The 23,551-nt window shown below is 61.6% G+C and carries 23 protein-coding genes; 10 read left to right on the forward strand and 13 right to left on the reverse strand.

Annotated elements, in window-relative coordinates:
• Positions 1–10: 10 nt before the first annotated feature.
• From CS919_RS03555 to CS919_RS03575, 5 genes are read right to left on the reverse strand one after another with little or no spacing between them, the layout of a single operon-like run.
• Positions 11–1,588, reverse strand: a complete 1,578-nt coding sequence (locus CS919_RS03555) for a polyamine aminopropyltransferase (protein ID WP_099298121.1) — start codon at positions 1,586–1,588, stop codon at positions 11–13.
• A complete protein-coding gene (locus CS919_RS03560) occupies positions 1,576–2,022 on the reverse strand; it encodes a DUF350 domain-containing protein (RefSeq protein WP_099298122.1) in 447 nt (148 codons plus the stop codon). Before CS919_RS03560 ends, CS919_RS03555 begins: the two co-directional genes overlap by 13 nt.
• 45 nt (positions 2,023–2,067) lie before the next feature.
• On the reverse strand, positions 2,068–2,481 hold the full coding sequence (locus CS919_RS03565; RefSeq protein ID WP_099298123.1) for a DUF4247 domain-containing protein: 414 nt from the start codon (positions 2,479–2,481) through the stop codon (positions 2,068–2,070).
• On the reverse strand, positions 2,478–3,023 hold the full coding sequence (locus CS919_RS03570) for a DUF2617 family protein (RefSeq protein WP_099298124.1): 546 nt from the start codon (positions 3,021–3,023) through the stop codon (positions 2,478–2,480). Before CS919_RS03570 ends, CS919_RS03565 begins: the two co-directional genes overlap by 4 nt.
• 4 nt (positions 3,024–3,027) lie before the next feature.
• Positions 3,028–3,651, reverse strand: coding sequence for a DUF4178 domain-containing protein (locus CS919_RS03575; protein ID WP_159460949.1), 624 nt, complete (start codon positions 3,649–3,651; stop codon positions 3,028–3,030).
• A gap of 91 nt (positions 3,652–3,742) precedes the next feature.
• On the opposite strand from CS919_RS03575, the gene CS919_RS03580 reads away from it, so the two are divergent.
• The 3 genes from CS919_RS03580 (at position 3,743) to CS919_RS03590 (ending at position 8,641) form a co-directional block, all read left to right on the forward strand.
• Positions 3,743–4,057: a rhodanese-like domain-containing protein gene (locus tag CS919_RS03580; protein WP_099298126.1), complete on the forward strand. Its 315-nt coding sequence runs from the start codon at positions 3,743–3,745 to the stop codon at positions 4,055–4,057.
• Between the two features lie 120 nt (positions 4,058–4,177).
• Complete coding sequence (locus CS919_RS03585) at positions 4,178–4,657, forward strand: MarR family winged helix-turn-helix transcriptional regulator (protein ID WP_099298127.1); 480 nt, start codon at positions 4,178–4,180, stop codon at positions 4,655–4,657.
• Entirely contained in the window at positions 4,658–8,641 is a 3,984-nt protein-coding gene (locus CS919_RS03590; RefSeq protein WP_099298128.1) for a Pls/PosA family non-ribosomal peptide synthetase, read from the forward strand.
• Here CS919_RS03590 and ppk2 read toward each other — a convergent pair.
• The 3 genes from ppk2 to groL all read right to left on the reverse strand — a co-directional run bounded on the left by ppk2 (position 8,638) and on the right by groL (position 12,029).
• Positions 8,638–9,537 (reverse strand): polyphosphate kinase 2, encoded by a 900-nt coding sequence (gene ppk2 / locus CS919_RS03595; RefSeq protein ID WP_099298129.1) that lies wholly within the window; start codon positions 9,535–9,537, stop codon positions 8,638–8,640. The genes CS919_RS03590 and ppk2 overlap by 4 nt on opposite strands.
• A 254-nt stretch (positions 9,538–9,791) precedes the next feature.
• Positions 9,792–9,929, reverse strand: a complete 138-nt coding sequence (locus tag CS919_RS10700) for a PorACj family cell wall channel-forming small protein (protein ID WP_159460950.1) — start codon at positions 9,927–9,929, stop codon at positions 9,792–9,794.
• Positions 9,930–10,385: 456 nt separating this feature from the next.
• Positions 10,386–12,029, reverse strand: coding sequence for a chaperonin GroEL (gene groL / locus CS919_RS03600; RefSeq protein ID WP_099298130.1), 1,644 nt, complete (start codon positions 12,027–12,029; stop codon positions 10,386–10,388).
• A gap of 234 nt (positions 12,030–12,263) precedes the next feature.
• On the opposite strand from groL, the gene CS919_RS03605 reads away from it, so the two are divergent.
• Both CS919_RS03605 and CS919_RS03610 read left to right on the forward strand, forming a co-directional pair.
• Entirely contained in the window at positions 12,264–13,673 is a 1,410-nt protein-coding gene (locus CS919_RS03605; RefSeq protein ID WP_200818333.1) for a dipeptidase, read from the forward strand.
• A 205-nt stretch (positions 13,674–13,878) separates the two neighbouring features.
• Positions 13,879–14,520 carry a hypothetical protein gene (locus CS919_RS03610; RefSeq protein ID WP_099298287.1) on the forward strand — a complete coding sequence of 214 codons (642 nt, stop codon included), beginning with the start codon at positions 13,879–13,881 and terminating at the stop codon, positions 14,518–14,520.
• On the opposite strand, the gene CS919_RS03615 is transcribed toward CS919_RS03610, so the two are convergent.
• From CS919_RS03615 to CS919_RS03625, 3 genes are all read right to left on the reverse strand, one after another.
• Positions 14,517–15,695 carry a glutamate--cysteine ligase gene (locus CS919_RS03615; protein WP_099298131.1) on the reverse strand — a complete coding sequence of 393 codons (1,179 nt, stop codon included), beginning with the start codon at positions 15,693–15,695 and terminating at the stop codon, positions 14,517–14,519. The genes CS919_RS03610 and CS919_RS03615 overlap by 4 nt on opposite strands.
• A 67-nt stretch (positions 15,696–15,762) precedes the next feature.
• Positions 15,763–16,509, reverse strand: a complete 747-nt coding sequence (locus tag CS919_RS03620) for a LytR C-terminal domain-containing protein (protein ID WP_099298132.1) — start codon at positions 16,507–16,509, stop codon at positions 15,763–15,765.
• A 75-nt stretch (positions 16,510–16,584) separates the two neighbouring features.
• Positions 16,585–16,812 (reverse strand): DUF3263 domain-containing protein, encoded by a 228-nt coding sequence (locus tag CS919_RS03625; protein WP_234990793.1) that lies wholly within the window; start codon positions 16,810–16,812, stop codon positions 16,585–16,587.
• A gap of 61 nt (positions 16,813–16,873) precedes the next feature.
• Here CS919_RS03625 and CS919_RS03630 point away from each other — a divergent pair, with 61 nt between their 5' ends.
• The 5 genes from CS919_RS03630 (at position 16,874) to CS919_RS03650 (ending at position 21,637) form a co-directional block, all read left to right on the forward strand.
• Entirely contained in the window at positions 16,874–17,524 is a 651-nt protein-coding gene (locus CS919_RS03630) for a peptide deformylase (RefSeq protein ID WP_099298134.1), read from the forward strand.
• Entirely contained in the window at positions 17,517–18,590 is a 1,074-nt protein-coding gene (locus CS919_RS03635) for an N-acetylglutamate synthase, CG3035 family (RefSeq protein WP_099298135.1), read from the forward strand. Before CS919_RS03630 ends, CS919_RS03635 begins: the two co-directional genes overlap by 8 nt.
• Before the next feature lie 10 nt (positions 18,591–18,600).
• A complete protein-coding gene (locus CS919_RS03640; RefSeq protein WP_099298136.1) occupies positions 18,601–19,365 on the forward strand; it encodes an exodeoxyribonuclease III in 765 nt (254 codons plus the stop codon).
• Positions 19,366–19,373: 8 nt separating this feature from the next.
• Positions 19,374–20,900, forward strand: a complete 1,527-nt coding sequence (gene cls, locus CS919_RS03645; protein WP_099298137.1) for a cardiolipin synthase — start codon at positions 19,374–19,376, stop codon at positions 20,898–20,900.
• A gap of 203 nt (positions 20,901–21,103) precedes the next feature.
• Positions 21,104–21,637: a MarR family winged helix-turn-helix transcriptional regulator gene (locus CS919_RS03650; protein ID WP_099298138.1), complete on the forward strand. Its 534-nt coding sequence runs from the start codon at positions 21,104–21,106 to the stop codon at positions 21,635–21,637.
• 6 nt (positions 21,638–21,643) lie between these two features.
• Here the strand turns inward: CS919_RS03650 and CS919_RS03655 are convergent, their stop codons facing one another.
• On the reverse strand, positions 21,644–22,453 hold the full coding sequence (locus CS919_RS03655) for an ABC transporter permease subunit (RefSeq protein WP_099298139.1): 810 nt from the start codon (positions 22,451–22,453) through the stop codon (positions 21,644–21,646).
• 3 nt (positions 22,454–22,456) lie between these two features.
• Complete coding sequence (locus CS919_RS03660; RefSeq protein ID WP_099298140.1) at positions 22,457–23,488, reverse strand: ABC transporter ATP-binding protein; 1,032 nt, start codon at positions 23,486–23,488, stop codon at positions 22,457–22,459.
• Positions 23,489–23,551 lie beyond the last annotated feature (63 nt).

The following is a 23,551-nucleotide window of genomic DNA, read 5'->3' on the forward strand; positions in this document are numbered from 1 at the left end:
AGGTTTTTACCTACTCCCCTGCCGCCCGATATCCGCGCCGCAGATCCTCGACAATCACCGGGTGATCCAGCGTGTTGGGCGGCATTTCTATGAGCGGATTATCTGGGGGAAAGATCTCCGCAGCGCGTAGTGTCTCCGCGTTGAGATAGCGCAGTTCAGGTGCCGTGTTCGACACCTGCAACTGTGTGTTGGCGGGCGCGCACATGTTAAAGCCCCAGTCGCCAAAAGTAGGCACCTGTACGTGGTACGGGACCACGTCCGCGCAGCCCGCCGCAGACAGCGTGGAGCGCACGCGATTGAACACGTCCGGCGTGGTGAACGCACTGCCGGACTGCACCACCATCCGCCCTTCTGGCCGGAGCATTTTGTGCAGCAGCCCGTAGAACTCCTCGGAATAGAGCCGAGCCATCGTGTCATTATCTGGGTCGGAGAGATCCACGAGTATGGCGTCGAACGGCTGCACACCTCCACCACCAGCGCGCGCCCACGTGAACGCATCCTCGGTGATCACGTGCACGCGAGGGTCCTCAAGGGAACCGCGATTGTCCTCGCGCAGGACGGTGTTGGCCACCCGGATCATCTCCGGATCCAGCTCCACCTGCTGGATGTCCGTGATGTGATCCATGCGCAGTAACTCGCGAGCGGCGAGGCCATCACCGCCGCCGATGATCAGTACGCGCTGGGTGCTGGGCGTGATGGCGGGATATACCAAGGATTCGGTGTAGCGGTACTCGTCGCGCGTGGAATATTGCAGCCCACCGTTCAAGAACAGGCGGCGATCCTTGCCGACCTTGGTCACCACGATGTCTTGGTACTGCGTTTGCTGTGAGTAGATGATCGGGTCTTCGAATAGGCGTTGGCGGGCTGTCGCCACCACGCCGTCGGAGCGGACGATCAGCACGGACAGGCCCACGATGGCAACGACGATCACCGTTGCCACCAGCACCAAATGTGTGCGTTTGACCGACCATCGCAGCACCAAGCCTGCCACGGCAAGGGCGGCCACCAGGTTCAACAAGCCAGCCGCGGCTGTGCCCTGGAGCAGTCCGAGCGTGGGGAGCAAGAAGAATGGCCACGCCAGGCCGCCCAGCAGCGCGCCCACGTAATCGGCCACGTTCAGGGTCGCGAGAATGGAGCCCGATTCGTTGGCGTCCACCATCCGGCCGCGCTGGAACATCGTCATCAGCAAGGGAAGCTCCGCGCCCACCAGCGCGCCGATGAGCAAGGTCGCCAGCACCAGCAGAATCAAGCTCTGCCCGGTGACGGCGAATGCCAGGTAGAGGATCGTGGCGCTGAGCCCTCCGACCACGCCGAGGATGGCTTCCACCCACAGGAAGGCGGTTTCCGCCCATTTCAGCAGCGGCTTGGCGCACAGCGCGCCCAGGCCGAGCGCGGCCACGTAGCCCGCCACGATCAGGCTCGTTTCTACAATTCCACCGCCGTTGAGGCTAGTGGAGAGCGAGATCAACGCCAGCTCGTAGACCAACCCGGAAGCCGCACACGCGGCCACGGAGAGCAACAGGAAGAACCGCCGCGGGCCGGGCACCAATCCCCGATCTGTGGCGGGCTTGGGCTTTATGTCAGGCATACGGCGTTAACCGCGCCCACGACCACCAGCAGCACGCCGAGAACCAGCGTGGAGCTGCGCAGCTTACGGTCTTCGACCAAGTTGCGGAAGCGCCCAGGGATGGCGATTTCCACCGCCACCATCACGAAAGTCTGCAGCGCCAGGCCTAACAGGGAGTACACGGCGACGTGCAGAATGCCATCGGCCAAGTTCGGCTCAGTGGTAGCTATGGCGGCAATCAGCACCATGCCAATCGCGATCAGCTGGCTTCCTGCCATCACCGCGGCATTCGGCAGGTGGTGGACAAAGACTTGATCGCGCAGCCTGCCGGGGGTCAGAAGGTCTTGGACGAAGAAGGACAGCGCCAGCACGATCAGCGCGATGGCGAAGTAGACCACCGAGGCGAGGATGCCCTCTGCGAGGGGGTAGTCCGCGGCGAGAATGTACTCGTTCATTGTGTTTACCCTGTTCTTGTTTGTTGTCTTGGCCGTGTGTGGGGACTATTTGCTGCCGAAGAAGCTGCCGCCGGTTCCTCCGGACGAGTTCGAGGGAGAACCAGGCGAGAAGCCCGTGCCCAGGAAGATGAAGTGTCCGTTGTTCAGGCGGCGCAGGTCTTCAATTCGGAGGGTGCATGAGCCGGAGCTCTGGGAGATGGTGACCATCTCGCGGGAATAGCGCAGGTAGTAGCTCCCGCGGTCTTCCTTACTGGCTTCCGGGCGGGTCTGAGCGCGCAGTTCTTCATAGGCAGCCTTCGCGTCCGTGCAAGTGTATTGGCTGTCTGAAACGTAGGTGAAGGTCTCTGAGTCCTGCAGGTGGGTGCGCACCGAATCCTTGGTGTTAAATCCCGCGAGCATCACCACGAGGCCGACGACGATCAGCAGCGCGCCCACGCCCACTTTCATCTTCCAGCTCATGCCTGCACCTCCGTTGTTAGCTCTGACTCACTTTCCACCACCGTGAGTTCCGCGGGATAGAAGTGCCACGTTTTCCATCGCGCTGTACCGCCTTCTACCTCTCCCCACAGCGCCGTGAGGTGGTGGTTTCCTTCCCCGGGAAACTTCCCGACCAGCCAGGATTCAGCCTCAGCGGCCTGCAGAATCGTCTCTGCTCGCTCGGCAAATTCTTCTGTCCCCAGCTGCACTGTCCGCGCACGTAGGCGGTAGTTTCCTGTTACCCATCGTTGATTCTTTTCGACGCCATCACCCAGCGCCATCCCACCTTCCATCGCGTGGCAGCTGATCTCTTCGCGAAGGTGCGCGGAGGGTTGTCCGCCGTCGAGCAGGGTGGCGTCGACAACATGGGAGGCTCCCAGGATGCCAAGGTCGAGCCGAAAGCACGCGCCGGAACCCTGCAGCGTCGTGCCGACCAGCACGGTGGGCGCGGGTCCATCCAAGCGCACGCCGAGGGATGCGGCACTGATGTCCTGCGGGGCGACTGCAAGCTGCGTAGTGCTCATGGGCTTACTGTTCTGGCGCGGGATAGACAGTCAGCTCGCCTGGGTAGATGACGTGGCCGAGGGAGATTTCCCAGGGAGCATCGCCAAACTTTTCGTAACTGAGGCGGCGAGGATCATCTGCGCCGGCGACTTCGTAGTCGACATAGCGCATGTCGCCGGAGGCATCTAGGCCGGTGGTTCCCGTGGAGCGGTAGTGAGCAGGGCCGCGTTCGGATTCCCGAAACCGCACGCCGTTGACCTCGGTTTCCGACGGTGGTTCTTGCTCTGTGGAGGATGGTCCCTTTTCCCAGAGGATTAGCTCTAGGGTCCCTTCGTCTACTTCTACGGAGAAGTAGCGGGAGCCGTTGCCGCCGTCGACCATGTGTTCGTGCCAGACGTAGGGGCCTTGGTTTATCTCGAGGGAACCGCGGACCACGTAGTCCGTTTGCCCATGCCTGATGATCGCGCCGGGGGCGATGTTCTTCGGGCTGAACCTACTTGCCCCATCCACCTCTGCGAAGGGGTCTTTGGGCGTGCGAGCCTGAGCGTTCCTGCCACGCTCTTCATTGCGCTTGTTCAGCCCCTGCATGATGAAAAGAATTCCACCCAGTACCACTAGGATGCCGACGATTACCCACAGCCAATTCATGTCTCCGACCCTAGTTGATGGGCGAGACAGTGGCAGTAGGTGCGAGTAAGGCGGGTGACCAACGCACCTCATTTGCCTATGGTGGGTAGGCATGAGCGATTTTGAAACAGTACAGCCCAACGAAGTCCCCGAAGGCGCACAGCTTGTCGACGTGCGTGAAGCCGATGAGTTTGAGGAATGGCACGCCAAGGGCGCGACCAACCTCCCCCTCTCCGAGCTCCAGGCCCGCTACGGCGAGCTGGATCTGAATGAGGATATCTACGTCATCTGCCTGTCCGGTGGTCGATCGGCTCGTGCCGCGCAGTGGCTGGAGACCAACGGCATCGATTCCATCAACGTGGCCAACGGCACCTCCGGTTGGCGCGATTCCGGCCTGCCTATCGTGCGCGCCGACGATAACGCCTAGAACTCCTCAACCCCACGTCGCGCGAGCCTCTCGGCTCGCGCGTTTCTTCCGATGCATACACGAATAGTTGGAAGCACCCACAGTTAGACAAGTCCCATATTGGGGATTACTCTTGTAAACATGCAAGAATCCCTACCGCTCCCCGCAGACCTCCTCAGCTCCCCATCTTTCCAACTGGAAAGACTCCGCAGGCGCACTCGCGAGTTCGTCGAGACCGCCCTTGTGGAGCAAGGATTCAACCTGCGGGAGTACTGGGTTCTCACCTGCCTCGCGGATGGCGATGCCGCCTCCCAGGCCACCCTCGGTGAAATCCTGGGCGTGGACCGCTCCGATATGGTGCGCCTTGTCGATTCCCTCGAGGATCGCCAGCTGGCCAAGCGCGTCAAGGATCCCAATGATCGTCGTCGCCAGATTATCTCCATCACCAAAAAGGGCACCAAGGCGTACACCAACCTTCGTCCCCTAGTGACGGTCGCCGAGGACAAAGCGCTGGATGAATCCACCTCCAAGCAGCTCAAGCACCTGCGCAAGCTGGCCAAGCAGATCATCGCGGCCGATAACCCAGAGACCCTCCCCGACGGACAGAAGGGGAAGGAATAAGTGGCAGCACAGATCCCTAGCCAATACCTCCGCTCCCCCGAAGCTCCTACCGCACGCACGCTGCTGGATGTCCTCCGTGACACCACGCAGCGCTACCCGGACGCGCCAGCCATCGATGATGGCCACGGTGTCATCACTTACTCCGAACTACTCACCGAAGTCCTAGACACCGCAGACTGGCTCGCCTCCAAGGGCATCCGCCGCGGCGATCGCATCGGCATCCGCATGCCCAGCGGACAGCGCAGCCTATACATCGCCATCCTCTCCACCATCGCCGCTGGCGCCGCCTACGTGCCGGTCGATGCGGACGACCCCGAGGAACGCGCCGAACTCGTCTTCGGCGAAGCACATGTGCAGGCCATCTACACCGCAGACGGCTTGAAGATGAGCGCGGACAGCGCCGAGTTGGCGTCGAGAAAAAAGGTCACCGAAACCGGCCCGGACCTGGACACGGACGCATGGATCATCTTCACCTCCGGCTCTACCGGCAAGCCCAAGGGCGTGGCCGTGAGCAACCGCAGCGCGGCGGCCTTCGTGGACGCGGAAGCGGAGATGTTCCTGCAGGGCGAGCCGCTGGGCCCCGAGGATCGCGTGCTGGCAGGTCTGTCCGTTGCGTTCGACGCCTCCTGCGAGGAAATGTGGCTGGCCTGGCGCAATGGTGCCTGCTTGGTGCCCGCCCCGCGCTCCCTCGTGCGCTCCGGTGTGGACCTGGGACCGTGGCTGATCTCCAAGGACGTCACCGCCGTGTCCACCGTGCCTACCCTTGCCGGACTATGGCCAGATGAAGCTTTGGACGCCGTCCGCCTGCTGATCTTCGGCGGTGAAGCCTGCCCTCCGGAACTAGCGCAACGCCTCGCCACGGACTCCCGCGAGCTGTGGAATACCTACGGCCCCACCGAAGCCACAGTGGTGGCATGCGGCACCACGATGGACGGCATCAAGCCCGTGTCCATCGGCCTGCCTCTACGCGGATGGGACCTGGCCGTGGTGGATGCGAACAACCAACCCGTGGCGATGGGTGAGGTCGGCGAGCTCATCATTGGTGGCGTAGGCCTTGCCCGCTACCTGGACCCAGCCAAGGACGCGGAGAAGTTCGCCCCCATGCCGGAGCTGGGATGGGATCGCGCGTATCGCTCGGGCGATCACGTTCGCTTGGAAGAAGACGGCCTGTACTTCGTGGGCCGTATGGATGACCAGGTCAAGATCGGCGGACGTCGAATCGAGCTGGGCGAGGTGGATTCCGCGCTCAGTTCCCTGGACAACGTTCGCAGCGCGGCCGTGGTAGTACAAACCACCGGCGGCGGTGACAAAGTGCTGGTGGGATACGTCTCGCCAGAGGAAGGCTCCGCGGAGGGATTCGATACCACAGCAGCCATGACTCAGCTGCGCGACCGTTTGCCTGCCGCGATGATCCCGCGCCTGTGCGCGCTGGATTCCCTCCCCGTGACCACCTCCGGCAAGGTCGATAAGAAGGCCTTGCCGTGGCCGTTGCCGTCGCAGGGCGAAGCGTCCTTTGATAACCCGACGCAAGAATGGCTCGCCGGGCTGTTCTCCGATGCCTTGGGCACTACGGTTCTCAGCGCCGACGTGGACTTCTTCACCCTCGGCGGCACCTCGCTGGCTGCTGCCACGCTCATCGCTCAGGTACGCGAGCGTGTTCCCGAGGTGTCCGTGCGCGACCTCTACGATCACGCTCGCTTGGGCTCTTTCGCCGAGCACGTGGATAGCTTCGTGGGCGATGGCTCTGCGGGTTCCGCCGGACTCCTCGGTTCCTCCAGCGAGGACGGCACCCCGAACACTCCAGAACTGCCACCCGTAATCCCGGTGGGCGCTGGTACCCGCGTGGCACAGGCGCTCATTCAGCTGCCAGCCATGACTTTGGCCGGCGCGCAGTGGGTGACCTGGCTGTTGGCGGGCAACTGGCTCATGCAAATCTTGGGCCTCAACGTTCTGCCCGGCACTCTGCCGGTGGAAGCCCTGGGACCGGGCAACCTTCCGTGGTGGCTAGTGCTCATCGCAGTGCTGATTTTCGCGACCCCGCTGGGCCGTCTGCCGCTGTCCGCGGTGCTCATCCGCGCGGTCACCGCGGGCATCGAGCCCGGCACGTACCGTCGCGGCGGCTTCACGCACCTGCGCATTTGGGCTGCCGAGCGCATCGCCGATACCTCCGGCGCCCGCGATGTTTCCGGCGCGACCTGGATCACCACGTATGCCCGTTGGCTAGGCGCCAACGTGGGCAAGGGTGTGCAGCTGCACACCTTGCCACCTGTCACGGGACTGCTGACGTTGGGCGACTACTGCTCCGTGGAGCAGGAAGTGGACATTTCCACCTATTGGGTGGAACGCGACCAGGTGCACGTGGGCCGGATCGAAATCGGCAAGGCCGCTTCCATTGGTGCACGCAGCACGATTCTTCCCGGCGCCCGCATCGGTGCCAGCGCCTCTATCGAGGCGGGCAGCGCCGTCACCGCGCGCAAGAAGGTCAAGGCGAACGCGAGGTGGGCAGGTTCGCCTGCCCGCAAGGTGGGCAAGGTCCGCAACAACTGGCCGCAGGAAGCCCCTCCGCGCCGCCCCGCATGGGTCACTATTTACGGCGTGACCTCGATCGTGCTGTCCCTGCTTCCGCTGCTGGCGCTGGCCTCAGCTGCCGCCTTCGTCTTCTTCGGACTCTCCCTGAGCAACCTGGGCGCCACCGGCAGCGTCTCCCTGGGCAGCTTCTTGGCGTACTCCGCCCTGTGGGCCGCCCCGGCTGGTCTCCTGGCCTTCGCGGTGTACATGGGCTTGACCTGGATTTTGGTGCGCGCGCTCTCCCTGGGCCTGCAGCCGGGCGTGGTGCCCGTGCGTTCTGCCCGTGGCTGGCGCATCTGGTCCATCGAACGGCTCATGGACGCCGCCCGCACGCACCTGTTCCCGCTGTACGCAGCTCAGCTCACCCCGCTGTGGTTCCGCAGCTTGGGCGCGCAGATTGGTAAGGATGCGGAGATCTCCACCGCGGTCATGGTGCCGCGTTTCGCCGAGGTCAAGGAAGGCGCGTTCCTCGCCGATGACACGATGGTCGGCGGTTACGAGCTCGGCGGTGGCGGCTGGATGCTCTCCGGTCACACCCGCGTGGGCAAGCGCAGCTTCTTGGGCAACTCAGGCATCGCTGGTCCGCAGCGCAATTTGAAGAAGAATTCGCTGGTCGCGGTGCTTTCTTCCACCCCGAAAAAGACCAAAGCTGGTTCCAATTGGATGGGTTCGCCGCCGGAGCGTTTGCGTCGAGTAGAAGTCGATTCGGAAGGCGACAACCGCACCTACAACCCCACCTTCACGCTGAAATTCGCGCGCGGCGTGGTGGAAACCTTGCGCCTGTTGGCCCCCATGGTGTCCACGATGCTGTTCGTGGCGGTACTGGCCGTCATGCAATGGGTGCTGGTCCACGGTGGTGTGTGGGTTCTCTTTGCGACGTCAGGGTTGATTCTCATCGGTGCCGGCTTCTTTGCCGCACTGGTGACTGTCTTGATGAAGTGGCTGTGCGTGCAGCAGATCAAGGCGGGCGACCACGCGCTGTTCAGCGGCTTCGTGTGGTTTAACGAGCTGCAGGATCAGTTTGTGGAAACCGTGGCCGGCCCGTGGTTCCTGGCTCATACCTTGGGCACGGGCAGCTTGAACATTTTCCTGCGCGCACTGGGCGCCAAGATCGGCCGCGGCGCGTGGATGGATTCCTACTGGCTGCCGGAGGCGGACTTGGTGCGCATCGGCCGCGGTGCGACCGTGGGGCCGGGCTGCGTGGTGCAGACCCACCTGTTCCAGGACCGCGTGATGAGCTTGGACGAGGTCACGGTGGCCGAAGGCGCCACGATGGGCCCACACTCAGTGGCGCTTCCGGCTGCCGCACTAGCGAAGAACGCAGCAGTAGGCCCTGCCTCCCTGGTGATGCGTGGCGACCACGTACCGCCAAATACCAGGTGGCAGGGCAATCCGATTGAGATCTGGCGGGATTAGTCGCCGATGGCGTCCCGTCCGCGCTTGACCAGCTTCGGATCGGGCTCGCCCACCAGCTCGTGATCCTTGCCGGTGTACTCAAACTTGCTCAGCACGTAACGCATAGCGTTGATGCGGGCGCGCTTCTTGTCGTTGGACTTGATGGTGATCCACGGAGACTCGTTAGTGTCCGTGTAGCGGAACTGCTCTTCCTTGGCGCGGGTGTAATCATCCCAGCGATCCAGAGACGCCAGGTCCATCGGAGACAGCTTCCACTGGCGCACAGGATCCACCTGACGGATGGCAAAGCGGGTGCGCTGCTCCTTGCGGGTCACAGAGAACCAGAACTTGGTCAAAGAAATGCCGGAACCGAGGATCATGTTCTCTAGCATCGGAACCTCACGCAGGAACTCTGCGTGCTGGGACTCGGTGCAGAATCCCATCACGCGCTCCACGCCGGAGCGGTTGTACCAGGAGCGGTCGAAGAAGACGATCTCTCCCCCAGCTGGGAAGTGTTCGATGTAGCGCTGGAAGTACCACGAGGTGGACTCACGCGGGGACGGCTTTTCTAGGGCGACGGTGCGCGCACCGCGAGGGTTGAGGTGCTCGTTGAAGCGCTTGATGGTGCCACCCTTGCCGGCGGCATCGCGGCCCTCGAAAAGGATGATGTGCTTCTGTCCCGTTTCCTTGGTCCAGTTCTGCCACTTCAGCAGCTCGATCTGCAGGGAGCGCTTGGTGGTCTCGTACTCCTCGCGGCTCATGCGATTGTCATAAGGGTACTGATCGCGCCAGGTATCTACGCGGTGGCCGTCTGGGGTAATCAGTGTGGGATCATCCTCATCGGAATCATCCACGAGGTAGCCCTCGGTGGCGGCGAGGTCTACAAGGTGGAAATCGTCCTGATTGTCATCGGCCATGCTTAAGCGCTCCTTAAACTGTGTATGCTCCGCGCATTCGCCGTGTTGACGACGCACTCATTCGCTACCCGCTCCCCAGCGCACAAATTGCTTGATGAGAAGCGCAATATCTAATTCTCAGTCTATCCCGAGGGTGGTCTACTTCGCGGGGTGAAGAGCATACGCTCCCCCGTTTGCCCGCGCACAGGCGTTCGGGCAGAGAAAAATCCCCGGCACGAAAGTGCCGGGGATTTTCGGTTCAACCGAAGGCAGAATTACTCTGCAGCGTTCCAGCCAGCGATGACCTCGAGGACTGCGAAAATGCCGGAGAACAGGTCGCCCAGTCCGCCGAAGATGTCGCCGAATCCACCGAAGAAGGCGCTGAGCTGCTCAAGAATTACTGGTGCTTCCATGATATTTCTCCCTAATCAGAGGCGTCACACTCGGGTTTCGAGTGGACTTTAGTTTCTTTTCCTTGACGCCCCTGGTGAGGCTGTCGAGGGTTACTTTAATCGGATCTGCAGCATGTTCAACCCCTAGAGAAGCATTATTTTCAGATTCCCCCATTGTCGCTCTCAGGTTCCACCAATGAATCCGTGACCCAATCGATATATCTGCAGGTGAATCGCGATTTAGCTTGGCTGGTCCATCAGCGTTACACAGCGGATTGAAATACCCCCACCAAGCACCCCCATGACAGTCTCTGACCTGCTGTTTACCTTTAGTTTACTTTATGTTTGCAGCCCGTTCGTCACATGCGCAGCCACCGCAAAACAGACGCCGATTCAAACGCAAAAAACGGCACCGCCGTGGCGTCGGACGAAGAAAACCGAACGCGCGAAAACGGTGCCGTCAAGGAAACAGAAGGTTTAGAAACCGCCCATTCCACCCATCTCATCAGCGCCTGGCATTGCAGGAGCCTCAGGCTCTGGCTTATCCGCAACCACAGCCTCGGTGGTCAGGAACAGAGCCGCGATGGACGCAGCGTTCTGCAGAGCAGAGCGGGTGACCTTCACTGGGTCGGAAATTCCGGCCTCCAGCAGGTTCACGTACTCGCCGGATGCAGCGTTCAGGCCCTCGCCGACAGGCAGGTTGGAGACCTTGTCCTCCACCACGCCTGGCTCCAGGCCAGCGTTGTGGGCGATCTGCTTGAGAGGGGAGGACAGAGCAGCGCGCACGATCTGCACGCCGGTAGCCTCGTCGCCTTCCAGACCCAGGCCGTCATCCAGCACATGAGCGGCCTGCAGCAGCGCAGCGCCACCGCCGGCAACGATGCCCTCTTCGGCAGCAGCCTTGGCGTTACGCACAGCATCCTCGATGCGGTGCTTGCGCTCCTTCAGCTCCACCTCGGTCGCAGCGCCAACCTGCAGCACGGCCACACCGCCGGAGAGCTTAGCCAAGCGCTCCTGCAGCTTCTCGCGGTCGTAATCAGAGTCAGCGTTGTCCATCTCCTGGCGGATCTGCTTGATGCGGCCAGCCAGCTGCTCGGAAGAACCGGCACCATCGACGATGGTCGTATCGTCCTTGGTCACCACAACCTTGCGGGCGGTACCCAGCAGTGGCAGGTCAGCAGTCTCCAGAGATAGGCCAACCTCCTCCGCGATAACCTGACCGCCGGTGAGGATGGCGATGTCCTGCAGCTGCGCCTTACGGCGATCGCCGAAGCCAGGAGCCTTCACAGCCACGGACTTGAACGTGCCGCGGATCTTGTTCACCACGAGGGTGGACAGAGCCTCACCCTCGATGTCCTCAGCCACGATCAGCAATGGCTTGCCGGACTGCATGACCTTCTCCAGCAGTGGCAACAGGTCCTTAACGTTGGAGATCTTGGAGGACACCAGCAGGATGTATGGATCCTCCAGCACAGCTTCGCCGCGCTCAACGTCCGTGGCGAAGTAACCGGAGATGTAGCCCTTGTCGAAGCGCATACCCTCGGTGACGTCCAAGGTCACACCGAAAGCGTTAGACTCCTCGACGGTGATTACACCGTCCTTGTTCAGCTGGCCATCGCCAACCCTGTACATAGCCTCGGCGATCAGCTTGCCGATCTCATGATCAGCAGCGGAGATGCCGGCGGTTGCAGCGATTTGCTCCTGGGTCTCGATCTCCTTGGCAGAGTTCAGCAGCTCTGCAGTGACCTTCTCCACGCCAGCCTGGATACCGCGCTTGATGCCCATCGGGTTGGAGCCTGCAGCCACGTTGCGCAGACCTTCGCGCACCAGTGCCTGTGCCAAGACGGTTGCGGTGGTGGTGCCGTCGCCAGCAACATCATCGGTCTTCTTGGCAACTTCCTTGACCAGCTCTGCGCCGATCTTCTCGTATGGATCCTCGAGCTCGATCTCACGAGCGATGGTGACACCATCGTTAGTAATGGTTGGGGCGCCCCACTTGCGTTCCAGAACGACGTTGCGTCCCTTTGGACCGAGGGTTACCTTGACCGCGTCTGCCAGGGTGTTCAGACCCTTTTCCAGACCACGGCGTGCTTCTTCGTCGAATGCAATCATCTTAGCCATGTGGCTGTGATCCTCCGTTTGGTTTTGCGACACGTGCGGTTCAGACCCAGCGCCCGCGACGGCACGAATGGACGAATGTCGCGACATCCATTCTCACTGCATCTGATGGTGCATTTATTGGCACTCAAATGCTTCAAGTGCTAGCCACCGTTTTAGCACTCCCCCATATCGAGTGCAAGATTTGCGTGTAAGCCATCGCAGTCGACTGTCCAGCGCCGGAGTACCGTGTGAGGCATGAGCATCGCACTACCAACTTCTGCAGACCAGATCACCCCGGAGCTCACCAATGAGCTCATCGAGTCCCACATGCCGTTTGTGTGGGAGTCCTTGAAGGAACTGGTGGCGTTCCAGTCCGTCCATTCTGTGCCGGGTTTGGAGGAGCATAACGCCGGCGCTGCCGCGTGGGTGGTGGAGCAGTTCCGTGCCGCTGGCATTCCCGTGGAGCCCTTCAAGACCACGGATGGCTCCACCTCGGTCATCGGAGTCAAGGAAGCCGCGGAAGGCTATCCCACCATTCTCTTGTACTCACACTTTGACGTTCAGCCAAGTGGCGTCGAAAAAGAATGGACCGCAGACCCATGGACGCTGACTGAGCGCGACGGCCGTTGGTACGGACGCGGCGCCGCCGATTGTAAGGGTCACGTGGTCATGCACCTGGCCGTGTTGCGGGCACTGCGTGAGTTGATCGACGCCGGCTCCGAGCAGCTAGACAAGATTGGCATCCGCGTAGTGGTGGAAGGTTCTGAGGAGCGCGGCGGATACGGCCTGGAGGATCTCCTGCATGCCCAGCCGGAGCTGTTCCGCGCAGACACGTTCCTCATCGCCGATAGTGGCAATGACGAGCTGGGGCTGCCCAGCGTCTGCAGCGCGTTGCGTGGTTCCGCTCCCGTCACCGTCACGCTGCGCACTATTGCTCAGCCCATGCACTCCGGGCAGTACGGCGGCGCGGCTCCGGATGCACTGCTGGAACTGATCAAGCTTTTGGGCACCCTGCACGATGACAACGGCCTGGTGGCCGTGGAAGGACTGACCTCCGACGCTGTGTGGGAAGGCGTGGGTCCGGACACGGATACTTTCCGTTGCAACGCGGGCGTGCTGGACGGCGTGGAGGTTCTGGGCGCGGAGCAAGGCATCGCGGCCAATGATCTAACCGTGATGCGTCCGTCCATCACCGTGACCGGTCTGGATTCACTGAGCGTCGAGGACGCGATTAACGCGGTGCCTGGACGCGCCGCCGCTCAGGTCAGCCTGCGCGTGCCACCAGGAATGGATCCAGTGGCAGCCCAAGACGCGCTGATTGCGCACTTGGAAAGGCACCAGCCCAACGCGCAGATGGAGATCGAGCGTTCCACGGTCGCCTCCGCGTTCCGGGCCGATACGTCCGGTCCCGCTCTCCAGCGTTTCAGCAAGGCCATCGGCGAGGTCTACGGCAAGTCCACGGTAGAGACCGGCAGCGGCGGCTCCATTCCGCTGACCAATGAGCTGCTCACCGCGTACCCAGATGCGGAGCTGGCGCTGTTCGGCATCGAGGAGCCGCTGTGCCGCATCCACAGTGCGGACGAGTCCGTTGATCCTTCGGAGATTCTCCACATCGGCGCAGCGGAACTGCTGTTTTTGGCGCGAACAGCCACCGAAAGTGCGTAACAATTTTCTCAACATGTGGGAAATTTGCTTCCACTAGATGGTTTGAAGTAGGTTTATTTCCCATGAGCACCATTCTTATGCGAGTACCCAACCCGGGTGGAGGCGAGGACTGACCCCTCCACTACCGGGGTTAGCGTGAACCGCATGAGCGTCGGTCCAGATAACACAGGAACCACATCTGGCACGTAAGGACCGATTAACAATGATGTTTGAAGAAAACGAGCGCACTATGAACGCCACCACTTTGATCCGATTCGCCCGCCCGGAATCGGAATGGAACAACCCCACCTACACCGCGACCAAGTCTGGTCCTTCGGGTACCAAGCGTCGTTCCACGGCAAAGACCTACTCCACCACCTCCACGTCGCGCATCGAGAAGCGTCGCATGCGCACGCGCAACTTCGCCGAGGATCCATTCCGCGCCCGCTTCGGACAGCGCCTGCCTTCCGGCATGCGCCAGGAAGCCCGCGGCATGGAGTGGAAGAAGTTCATCTCCACCTACGCCCCCTCTGCGATCCGGGTGGAGTACATGCGCAGCAACCGCCTGCGCGCAGGGCGCCACGAGTTCGAGATGTCCATCTCCGGCCTCAACGCCGAAGGTCAAGGCACCCAGGCATCCATCACCGCAATGGGCCCTTCTTCTGCGATGACGCAGATCTTGGCTGATCACGGCTACAACGTGGAGATCCTGCAGTTCCACCAGTACGACATCTTCGAAGCCACCGTGACTTTCATCTACACCACCCACAAGTCCAAGCGCATGTGGGCAGTGGGCTTCGGCGCGAACCGAGATCACTCGATCGCCAACGCGCTGTGCTCGGCGGCTTCCCGTCTGTACGGCCTCTAAAGACTCTCGCGCAGGGTGCGGACTGTCAGGTCCACGGCGGCTACCCACGCTTCGGGCTGGGTAAAGCCCTGTTCCGCACCGGCATCGCCGCGCGTGCGAGTGCCTGGCTCGAGCGCGGCTCCCGCATCGCGAGCGGCTTGGCGCTGCAGCTCATAATCGCCGCCGCGCTCAATGAGGCGCAGAACGTCCGCCAGCTCGGCGGCGCAACCTAGCTCCTCGGCCAGCGGGTGCAGTGTGTCCACCCAGTCGCGCAGTTCGTCCTTGATCCAGCGCTCGGAGGTCTCGCGGTCGGTGATGATCTCCGCGTCCAGGCCGTAGCGCGCAGCGCGCCACTTGTTCTCCGCGATGTGCCACGGCTGTAGCGTCGGCAGTTCCTCACCGCGGTCGAACGCGCGCTCAAAGTGGACCACGAGGCAGTGGATGTATGCGGAGATCGCCGCCAGCTCCCACACGGCCATCGTGGCATCGGCGAAGCGCACCTCGACCGTGCCGTACTTGGAGGGGCGCACGTCGAAGTGCCAGGATCCCGTGTGGTTGACCACGCCGGACCTGTCCGTGTCCTCGTTGAAGGATTCCCACTCCTGCCAGTTGGCGAACTGATACGGGGTTCCCGCGGTAGGTAGCTGCTGGTAGAGCAGCGTGCGGTTGGATGCGTATCCCGTATCTAGCCCCTCCCATGCTGGGGAGCTCGCGGAGAGTGCCAGCACGTGCGGGTAGTGCGTCATCACGGCGTTGATGATGGGCCAGACCTTGTCCTTGGAGCCCACGCCCACGTGCACGTGGATGCCCCAAATGATCATCTGCCGTCCCCAGTATTGGGTGCGCTCGATGATCTCCCGGTAGCTGGACTTTTCGCTGAGCTGCTGGTCACCCCAGTCCGCGAATGGGTGGGTGCCCGCTGAGAACAGTTGCACGCCTAGCTCGTCCGCGCAGGTGAACAGCTGCTGCAATTGCTCGCACAGGTCGTCCACGGCGGAGGGGATCGTCTCGTGGACCCCGGTGACCATTTCCACGGTGTTAGCCAGGAATTCACGGGTGACGCGGTGGTCGGGGAATTTCTGGTCCATTAGTTCCAGAAGCTCGGACGCCTGCGGGGTGAGGTTGCGCGTGGCTGGGTCGAGCAGAGCCACTTCCCATTCAATGCCGACGGTCGGCCGTGAGCCAGGGAAATCCATGGAAGGGTCCTTACGTTTCTGGGGCATGCACTATTTGTGCAGTATATCGGGAGCCCGTCCGCGCACCTTAGCGTGGCATGTCGTTGGTGGTCACCACGACCACCGCTGCTGGCCCTTCGCCCTCGAGCATGTCCGCCGCGGCCAGTCGTCCGTCGATCTCTGGGGTGCGCGCTTGCACCTCGATTCCCAGGTCGGCGGCTACTTGCTCGGCAGCCGCGCGGGCGTTGGCATCGTTGCCTGGGTACAGCACCACAGACTTCGGGAACGCACCTTCGGTGTCCGGCAGGTTACCGAAGCTGGTCTTGTCCCACTGCTTGTCGCGCAGCGTCTTGGCGGTATCGCCCGCCAAGCCTTGGATTGGGCTGTTGTTCAACACGGTGACCTGTTGGTCTGCCTTGTTGACCTGCCGTTCGTCCGCCCCTTCATTTCCGACGCCAGCCTCCGGCGCCGCGGGCTCCTGGCCCTGAGTCTCGCTCGGGTTCTTCTCCGGGGACTGCGAAGGCGCTGCGCTCTGCTGCGTCTGGCTGGGCTGTTGCGCCTGTTCGGTCACAGACTCGGTGGAGGCGGCGTTCTGCTCGGTGGATTCGTCATCGCCTCCGGCGAGGCTGAAGGCTCCCCAGCCCACCAGAACGATGCCGACGGCCAGCAGGATCATTCCCAGTCCGCGCATGGGAACCTTGCTGCTCGGCGCACCGGCAGCTTCGGGGTCGTGGTCGTCGTAGTTTTCTGGGGCGTCATCGGTGTCATCGAAGGCGAAGGCTTCGTCGAAGCTGTCGTCGTCGAGGGCATGGCGTGGTCGATTCGAATCAGTCACGCCACAATATTAACTCTTGTCACACTGGTCACAAGCGTGACACTCGCGAGTTGGCGTCGAAAAGAAAAAGAAACCTCACACCTCATCGCCACGACGGCGCAACAAACGACGCACCGTCACCGGGTCGTAGGCCAAAGCGTCAGGCCGCTCGATCAGGGCGTTGAGCTGCTGAAAGTAGCGCACGGGAGGGACCTCGAACTCCTGGCGGATGCGCTCGGCCTTGTTGCTGGACTGCGTCCACCACTGACGCTCGAAGTCCAGCATCGCGCGCTCGCGCTGAGACAAACTTTCCGAAGAATCCACGTCTCTCATTCTAAGTAGGCGCTGCTAGGGCATTGTCTTGACCACGGCTAACATTGCAAGCATGACTGAACAGCCCACCATCATGCCCATCGTCATCGCCGGTGATCCCGTGCTCCACCAGCCCACGGAAGACGTCGAACTGGTCGACGGAAAGCCCAGCGCAGAGATCCAGCAGCTCGTGGAAAACATGTACGCCACCATGGATAAGGCGCACGGCGTGGGCCTGGCCGCCAACCAGGTGGGCGTGGACAAGCGACTGTTCGTGTACGCCTGTCCGGACATCGAGGGCACCGATGGCGAGCGCCTGTCCGAGGAGCAGATTGAGGCCAACGGCGGTCCATTGCGCCGCGGCTGCGTGATTAACCCGGTGCTTGAGACCTCGGACATCCCCGAAACCATGCCAGACGAGGATGCGGACGAGGAAGGCTGCCTGTCCGTGCCCGGTTACGACTTCCCCACCGGCCGCGCTGACTGGGCGCGCGTGACCGGCGTGGATGAACACGGTGAGCCCGTATCCGTGGAAGGCTACGGATTCTTCGCACGGTGCCTGCAGCACGAGGTAGGCCACCTCGATGGATTCCTCTACACGGACGCGCTGATCGGCCGTTACAAACGCCAGGCTAAGAAGGCTTTCAAGGCAGAGGGCTGGAACACGGGCGGGCGCACCTGGATGCCCGGGGTGGATAAGGATCCCTTCGGTCACGATGACTAACCACTTCCCCACCGATTACACCGCCGCCGCTGCGGGCGCGCGCACGGTGGAGCAGTTCGCCTTTCCGCTGTCTCGGCGCACTGATCCCGTCAGCGTGATTCCCGGCGCGCGGGTGATTGTTCGCTACGCCGTAGATAGCCAAGGCGCTGCGCGCCCGAAGGTCACGGACGTCATCGGCGAGCTGATCTCCACCAACCCGCTGCAGGTTGAGCCGCAATCCGGCGACCCGGCGGTCACCATCTCCCCGGCGCGCGTGGTGGTTCTCAAGACGCTGTCCGCTAAGCCCGTGCGCAATAGCGATATCCGCGCGGTCGAGCAGGCCATCGCGGAGGCCTTCCCCGGCATTGCCAACGAGGAGATTGGCGGCTGGCTGGCTCGCGCAGGAGACGGCATCACGGAACGCTCCAACTCCGCGGTGCCGATCGGCTCGCACGCAGCGCTGCAGCCCGTGCCACTGGAGAAGATCTCCGAGTTCTATCGCGCGCACGAACTACCCACACAGCTGCTCTTGCCCGATCGGCTGGGCCGCGCGGCAGAGAACATCCCAGGCACGCGCGGCCCGGAAATCGTCATCATGACGCGCGAGCTACCTGATCCCGGAGACCTCGACACCGAACTCCCCTCCATGCCCGCTCCCCTGAACAACCTCGAGTTCCACGTGGACGAGCAGCCCGATGACGAGTGGCTGAGCATGTACCACTTCCGCGGCGAACCACTTCCTCGTCACGCGCTCGACCTGCTCAGCGCCCGCATCAACGGCACGCTGAGCTTCGGTCGCCTTACCGTCGAGGGCCAACTCGCCGCCATCACGCGCGGCACGGTCACCGAGGGCGGTAGCAGGACGTGGCTGGGTTACTCCGCGGTCGAGGTCGCGGAGCCTTTCCGACGCCAAGGCCTCGGCACCTACCTGGGCAATGAAATGCTGCGCTGGGGAGTCGCCAGCGGGGCCGATCACGCCTATTTGGAAGTCATCGATTCCAATACCGCGGGCCAAGCCTTGTACCACCGGTTAGGTTTTTCCATCCATCATCGGCATCGAACCGTCCGCGTCTTGCCCGCGCGCTAGAGTGTTGGGCATGCGTATTGCCACTTGGAACATCAATTCCGTCCGCACCCGCGAGCAGCGCGTTCGCGATTTTCTCGAGCGCTCGGATGTTGATGTGCTCTGTTTGCAGGAAACCAAGTGCACCGACGCCCAGTTCCCAGATTTCACGGACACTGGCTACGAACAGGCCCACTTCGGCCTGCACTCCTTCAATGGCGTGGCCATCCTCTCCCGCGTCGGTTTGGAGAACGTCTCGCACGATTTCGGCCAGCCCGGCTTCGATAAGGATCTGGAGGCCAGCCAGGATCTCGAGGCCCGCGCCATCGGCGCGGAGTGCGGCGGCGTGACAGTGTGGAGTCTTTACGTCCCCAACGGCCGGGAGATCCACGACCCGCACTACACCTACAAACTCGCGTGGCTAGACAAGCTCGCGGATTACGCAGCGAATGGTCCGGACAAGCTCTGCCTCGTAGGGGATTTCAACATCGCCCCGCGCGACAAAGACGTATGGGACCGCAGCTACTTCGAGGGAAAAACGCACGTCACTCCGAAGGAGCGCGCGGCGCTGAGCAAGCTTGAGGAGGCCGGCCTGACGCAAGCCACCACCCTCATCGAGGATGAATACACCTACTGGGACTACCAAGCACTGCGCTTCCAGAAGGGCGAGGGAATCCGCATCGATCTGCAGTACGCCCGGGGCATCACCGCCACCGATGCGCGAGTGGATCGCGATGAGCGCAAGGTCAAGGGCGCGTCTGATCACGCTCCGGTCATCGTCGACTACCAGACCAATTAGGCCGGCCCATGGAATGGCTCTACGCTCCGCTGCAGTCCGTCAATGACATCCTGTTCGTTGCTACCGATAACCTTGAGTGGTGGCAAGTCGTGCTGGTGCTGGCGGACTATTCGCTGAAGATCGCCGCCTTGGGCTGGGTGCCTGCGGATCGTCGCCCGTCCAGCGCGATGGCGTGGCTGCTGGCCATCTTCCTGATCCCCTTCGTGGGTATCGCCCTGTTCTTCCTCATGGGCTCGCCGTATGTGAATCGACGCCGGCACCGCATTCAAAACCGCGCGAATGAGCAACTGCGAGAACTGGGTCAGGATGAGCCAGACATTCCAGACGGCACAGAGCTGACGGACGAATTACTCAGCCTGGTCCACTTGAACCGCGAATTGACATCCCTCCCTGCGCTAGATGGCTCACTGCTTGCTCTGCATCCCAATTACGAGCAGTCCATCGCGGCGATGACTCGCGCGGTCGACGAGGCGAAAATCTACGTCAACGTGGAGATTTACATCATGGCGTGGGATTCCACCACCGCTCCTTTTTTCGAAGCGTTGGGCCGGGCTGTGGATCGCGGGGTACCCGTGCGCCTGCTCTACGATCACGTCGGCAGCATGAAGTACCCCGGCCATAGGAAACTGGGCAAGCGCTTCACCAAGCTGGGCATCCGCTGGCACTTGATGCTGCCCCTGCAGCCGCTGCGGTGGCGCTTCCGCCGCCCTGATCTGCGTAACCACCGCAAGCTGCTGGTGGTCGATGGACGCAAGGCCTTCGTGGGCTCGCAGAACATGATTGATTCCAGCTACTTAAAGAAGTCCAACCTGAAGGCCGGCCGCCACTGGGTGGATGTCATGGCCGAGGTCACCGGCCCCATCGTTAACACCATCAACTCGGTGTTCGCGGTGGATTGGTACACGGAGAGCAACGAAGAGCTCGGCCTACTGGCACCCACCAAGTTCAAGCAGCAACTCTCAGATAACGCGCAGGACACCGGGCGGGAAATCATGCAGATGATCCCCTCCGGACCAGGATTCACCACGGAGCCAAACCTGCGCCTGTTTACCTCGATTGCTCATCATTCCAAGCAGAAATTGCAGCTAATCAGCCCGTATTTCATCCCGGATGAATCATTACTGGAGGCAATCACCACGGCCTGCTATCGCGGGGTGACGGTGGAATTGTACGTTTCGGAAAAGGCCGATCAATTTCTGGTGGGACGGGCCCAGGCTAGCTACTACCGGGAGCTTCTGAAGGCTGGCGTCGAAATATACCTCTACCCTGCCCCCGCGGTGCTGCACGCCAAATTCATGATCGCGGACGCGGAGGTCGCGGTGATGGGCAGCTCGAACATGGACATGCGATCCTTCGGCCTGAACTACGAAATCTCGCTGATGACCGGCGAGGGCGAGCTGATGGTACAGCTCAAGGAACTAGCGGAGAGCTACCGGGAAAAGTGTAAGAAGCTCACGCTCAAACAGTGGCGTGAGCGGCCGTGGTACAGCCGCTATGTGGACAACGTGGCCCGTCTGACCAGCTCGTTGCAGTAGCGTGCAGCCAGGTAGTAACAAATTCAGTTGAAATTAAGTTCAACCAATTGATGGATTTCGCTTCCACTTATAAGCGAAGTGTTACAAAATAATAACCACCACTGCGACCTAATAGCATTTTCGGCAAGGTCGATACCGTACACTGTTTATACCCAGAAACAATCTCGAATAGCAGCACAAAAGTATCGAGGAAAGGTAGACCATTGTCTGAAAGCAGCACCCCCCAGGCGCAACAAATCCGCGGATACCGCGCCCCGGAAGTCTTGCCAGACATCGACGTCGCGGAGATCGCATCCAGCGTCTACGACTTCCTCTCCGCAACCCGCCGCCTGATGGAACGCCCTAATCAGAAGCTAGAAATCTCCCAGTCGGAAATCGAGGTGCTGCAGTTCGTTGCTCAGCACCCAGGATGCGGCGTCTCGGACATCGCGCGCCTGCGTTTCCTTCGGGCCTCCAACGTCTCGGCCACCGTGCGCCGCCTCATGAACAACGGCTTGGTTATGCGCCAGGCTAATGATCACGATAAGCGCGCACAGGATCTTTATCTCACCGATGATGGCATTGAAATGCTCAATTCCATCACCGACGAATGGGCGCTACTCATCGCCGGCGCCACCCGCCGCATGGATGCCCGTGATATCGCGAAGCTGCGCCGCGGCGTGCCTGCCCTGCGCAATCTTTCCATCGCTGCCGAGACGCTGATTGATGACATTCAGCGCCATCAAGACAGCCTCTAGCTCCGGCTAGGCGTCGCGCTTGCGCAGCACGATCACGCCAGCCACGAAAATCACCACGGCCCACGCGATGAAGTAGATCAGCGATCCCGTGTGGCCCCACGGCGCGTCCGCAATATCAGTGCCGGAGACAGCCGCGTCCATGTTCTTAAACGGCATGTATGGGGGCAGCCAGTCCTTGACCCAAGGAATGAATCCAATCAGGATTCCTTCCACGATCAGAATCCACATCACCATCAGGGAAATCGCGCCCGCCGTGTGGCGAATCAGGTAACCCACGCCGATGGTCATCAGCACCACCAGCACGCAGTAGACCACGTTCATTCCAATCTCGCGCCACACACCATCGGCGGAGAAGGACAAGGGGTCCAACAGCTGCTTATCCTCCACGCGCATGCTCAGCATCCAGCGCATCGTCAGCAGGCTCAGCACCTGGGAGACTAACGCCAGCACAGCGGCGATCACGCCGTAGACCGAGAACTTCGCCACGGGCACGGGCCACCGCGATGGCGTGCCCAGCATCGTGGTTTTCACGCTGCCGTTGCCGTATTCAGAGGTCACCATCATGCAGGCCTGGATGATGATCACGATCAAGCCAAAGGCAGTCAGTCCTGTAAATGCCTGGGTCGAGGAAATCGAAGCCACCGTAGCTGCGTAGAGCTCCGGATCTTTCATAAGCTCCTCGTCGTTCAAGTTCACGCCGGTGCCCAAGCCCATCAGCAGGGCGAACAGCACGCTGAACAGCACCACCAGGATGCTGGTAGCCCACAGGGCCTTGGTGCTAGATAGTTTGATCCACTCAGATTTGATGAGGTTCATGGTTTAGCGCTCCCCCTGCTTGTCGGTGCTCTGCTCGTCCTGCTTGCTCGCATCACCGGCGAATGCCACCGCACCCGCTGGGATTGACCCACCGAGCAGGCCGTTGTTGTTCGTTTCGCCGCCCTTGGCCTGGTATTCCACGCTGCCGCCGGTCATGTTCATGAATGCGTCCTCCAGGCTGGCCCGGCGCTCACTGAGCTCGTTGAGTTTCAGCCCGTAGGTGAAAGCCACGGCGCCCACCCAGTCGGTGTCCTTGTTGTCGACAACCAGGGTGTCGCGCCCATCTTCGTCCTTGGCCTCGGAGAAACGGACGTTTTCTTCCTTCAACGCGCCGCGGAGTTCGTCCAGGTGGTCGGAGCGCACGATGGTGTGGGTTTCCGACGCAGACTTGATGAACTCGTGGGTGGATGTATTAGCAATCAGGCGTCCCTGGCCGATGACCACCAGGTGGTCCGCGGTCTGCGCCATCTCGGAGAGCAGGTGGGAGCTGATCAGCACCGTGCGGCCTTCCGCAGCCAAGGTGCGCACGAAGGAGCGCACCCAGCGGATGCCTTCGGGATCTAGGCCGTTGACAGGCTCGTCGAGGATCAGAACCTCTGGATCGCCCAACAGTGCACCGGCGAGACCAAGCCGCTGTCCCATACCCAAGGAGAACTTGCCTGCCTTCTTACCAGCGACGTCACTGAGGCCCACCAGGCCCAGTACTTCATCGACACGCTTGGAAGGGATGCCGTTGGTAGCGGCGACCCACTTGAGGTGGCTGGCCGCGCTGCGGTTGGGGTGAACCCACTTGGCGTCCAGCAACGTGCCGACCTTGCGCAGGGGTTGCTTATATTCGGAGTAGTGCTTTCCGTCTATGGTCGCGTGTCCGGCGCTGGGCTTGTCCAGGCCGACCATCATGCGCATGGTGGTGGATTTACCGGCTCCATTGGGTCCGAGAAATCCCGTGACAATGCCGGATTTCACCTCGAAATCAAGGGAATCGACAACGGTGGTGGAGCCGTAGCGTTTGGTCAATGAGCTGGCTTCAATCATGCGATCCATAGTGCCATAAACGCAGTTGATTGACGTGGGTGGTCATTTTATTGTTGAGGAGTC

This window comes from Corynebacterium dentalis, from assembly GCF_900232865.1.
Lineage (GTDB): Bacteria > Actinomycetota > Actinomycetes > Mycobacteriales > Mycobacteriaceae > Corynebacterium > Corynebacterium dentalis.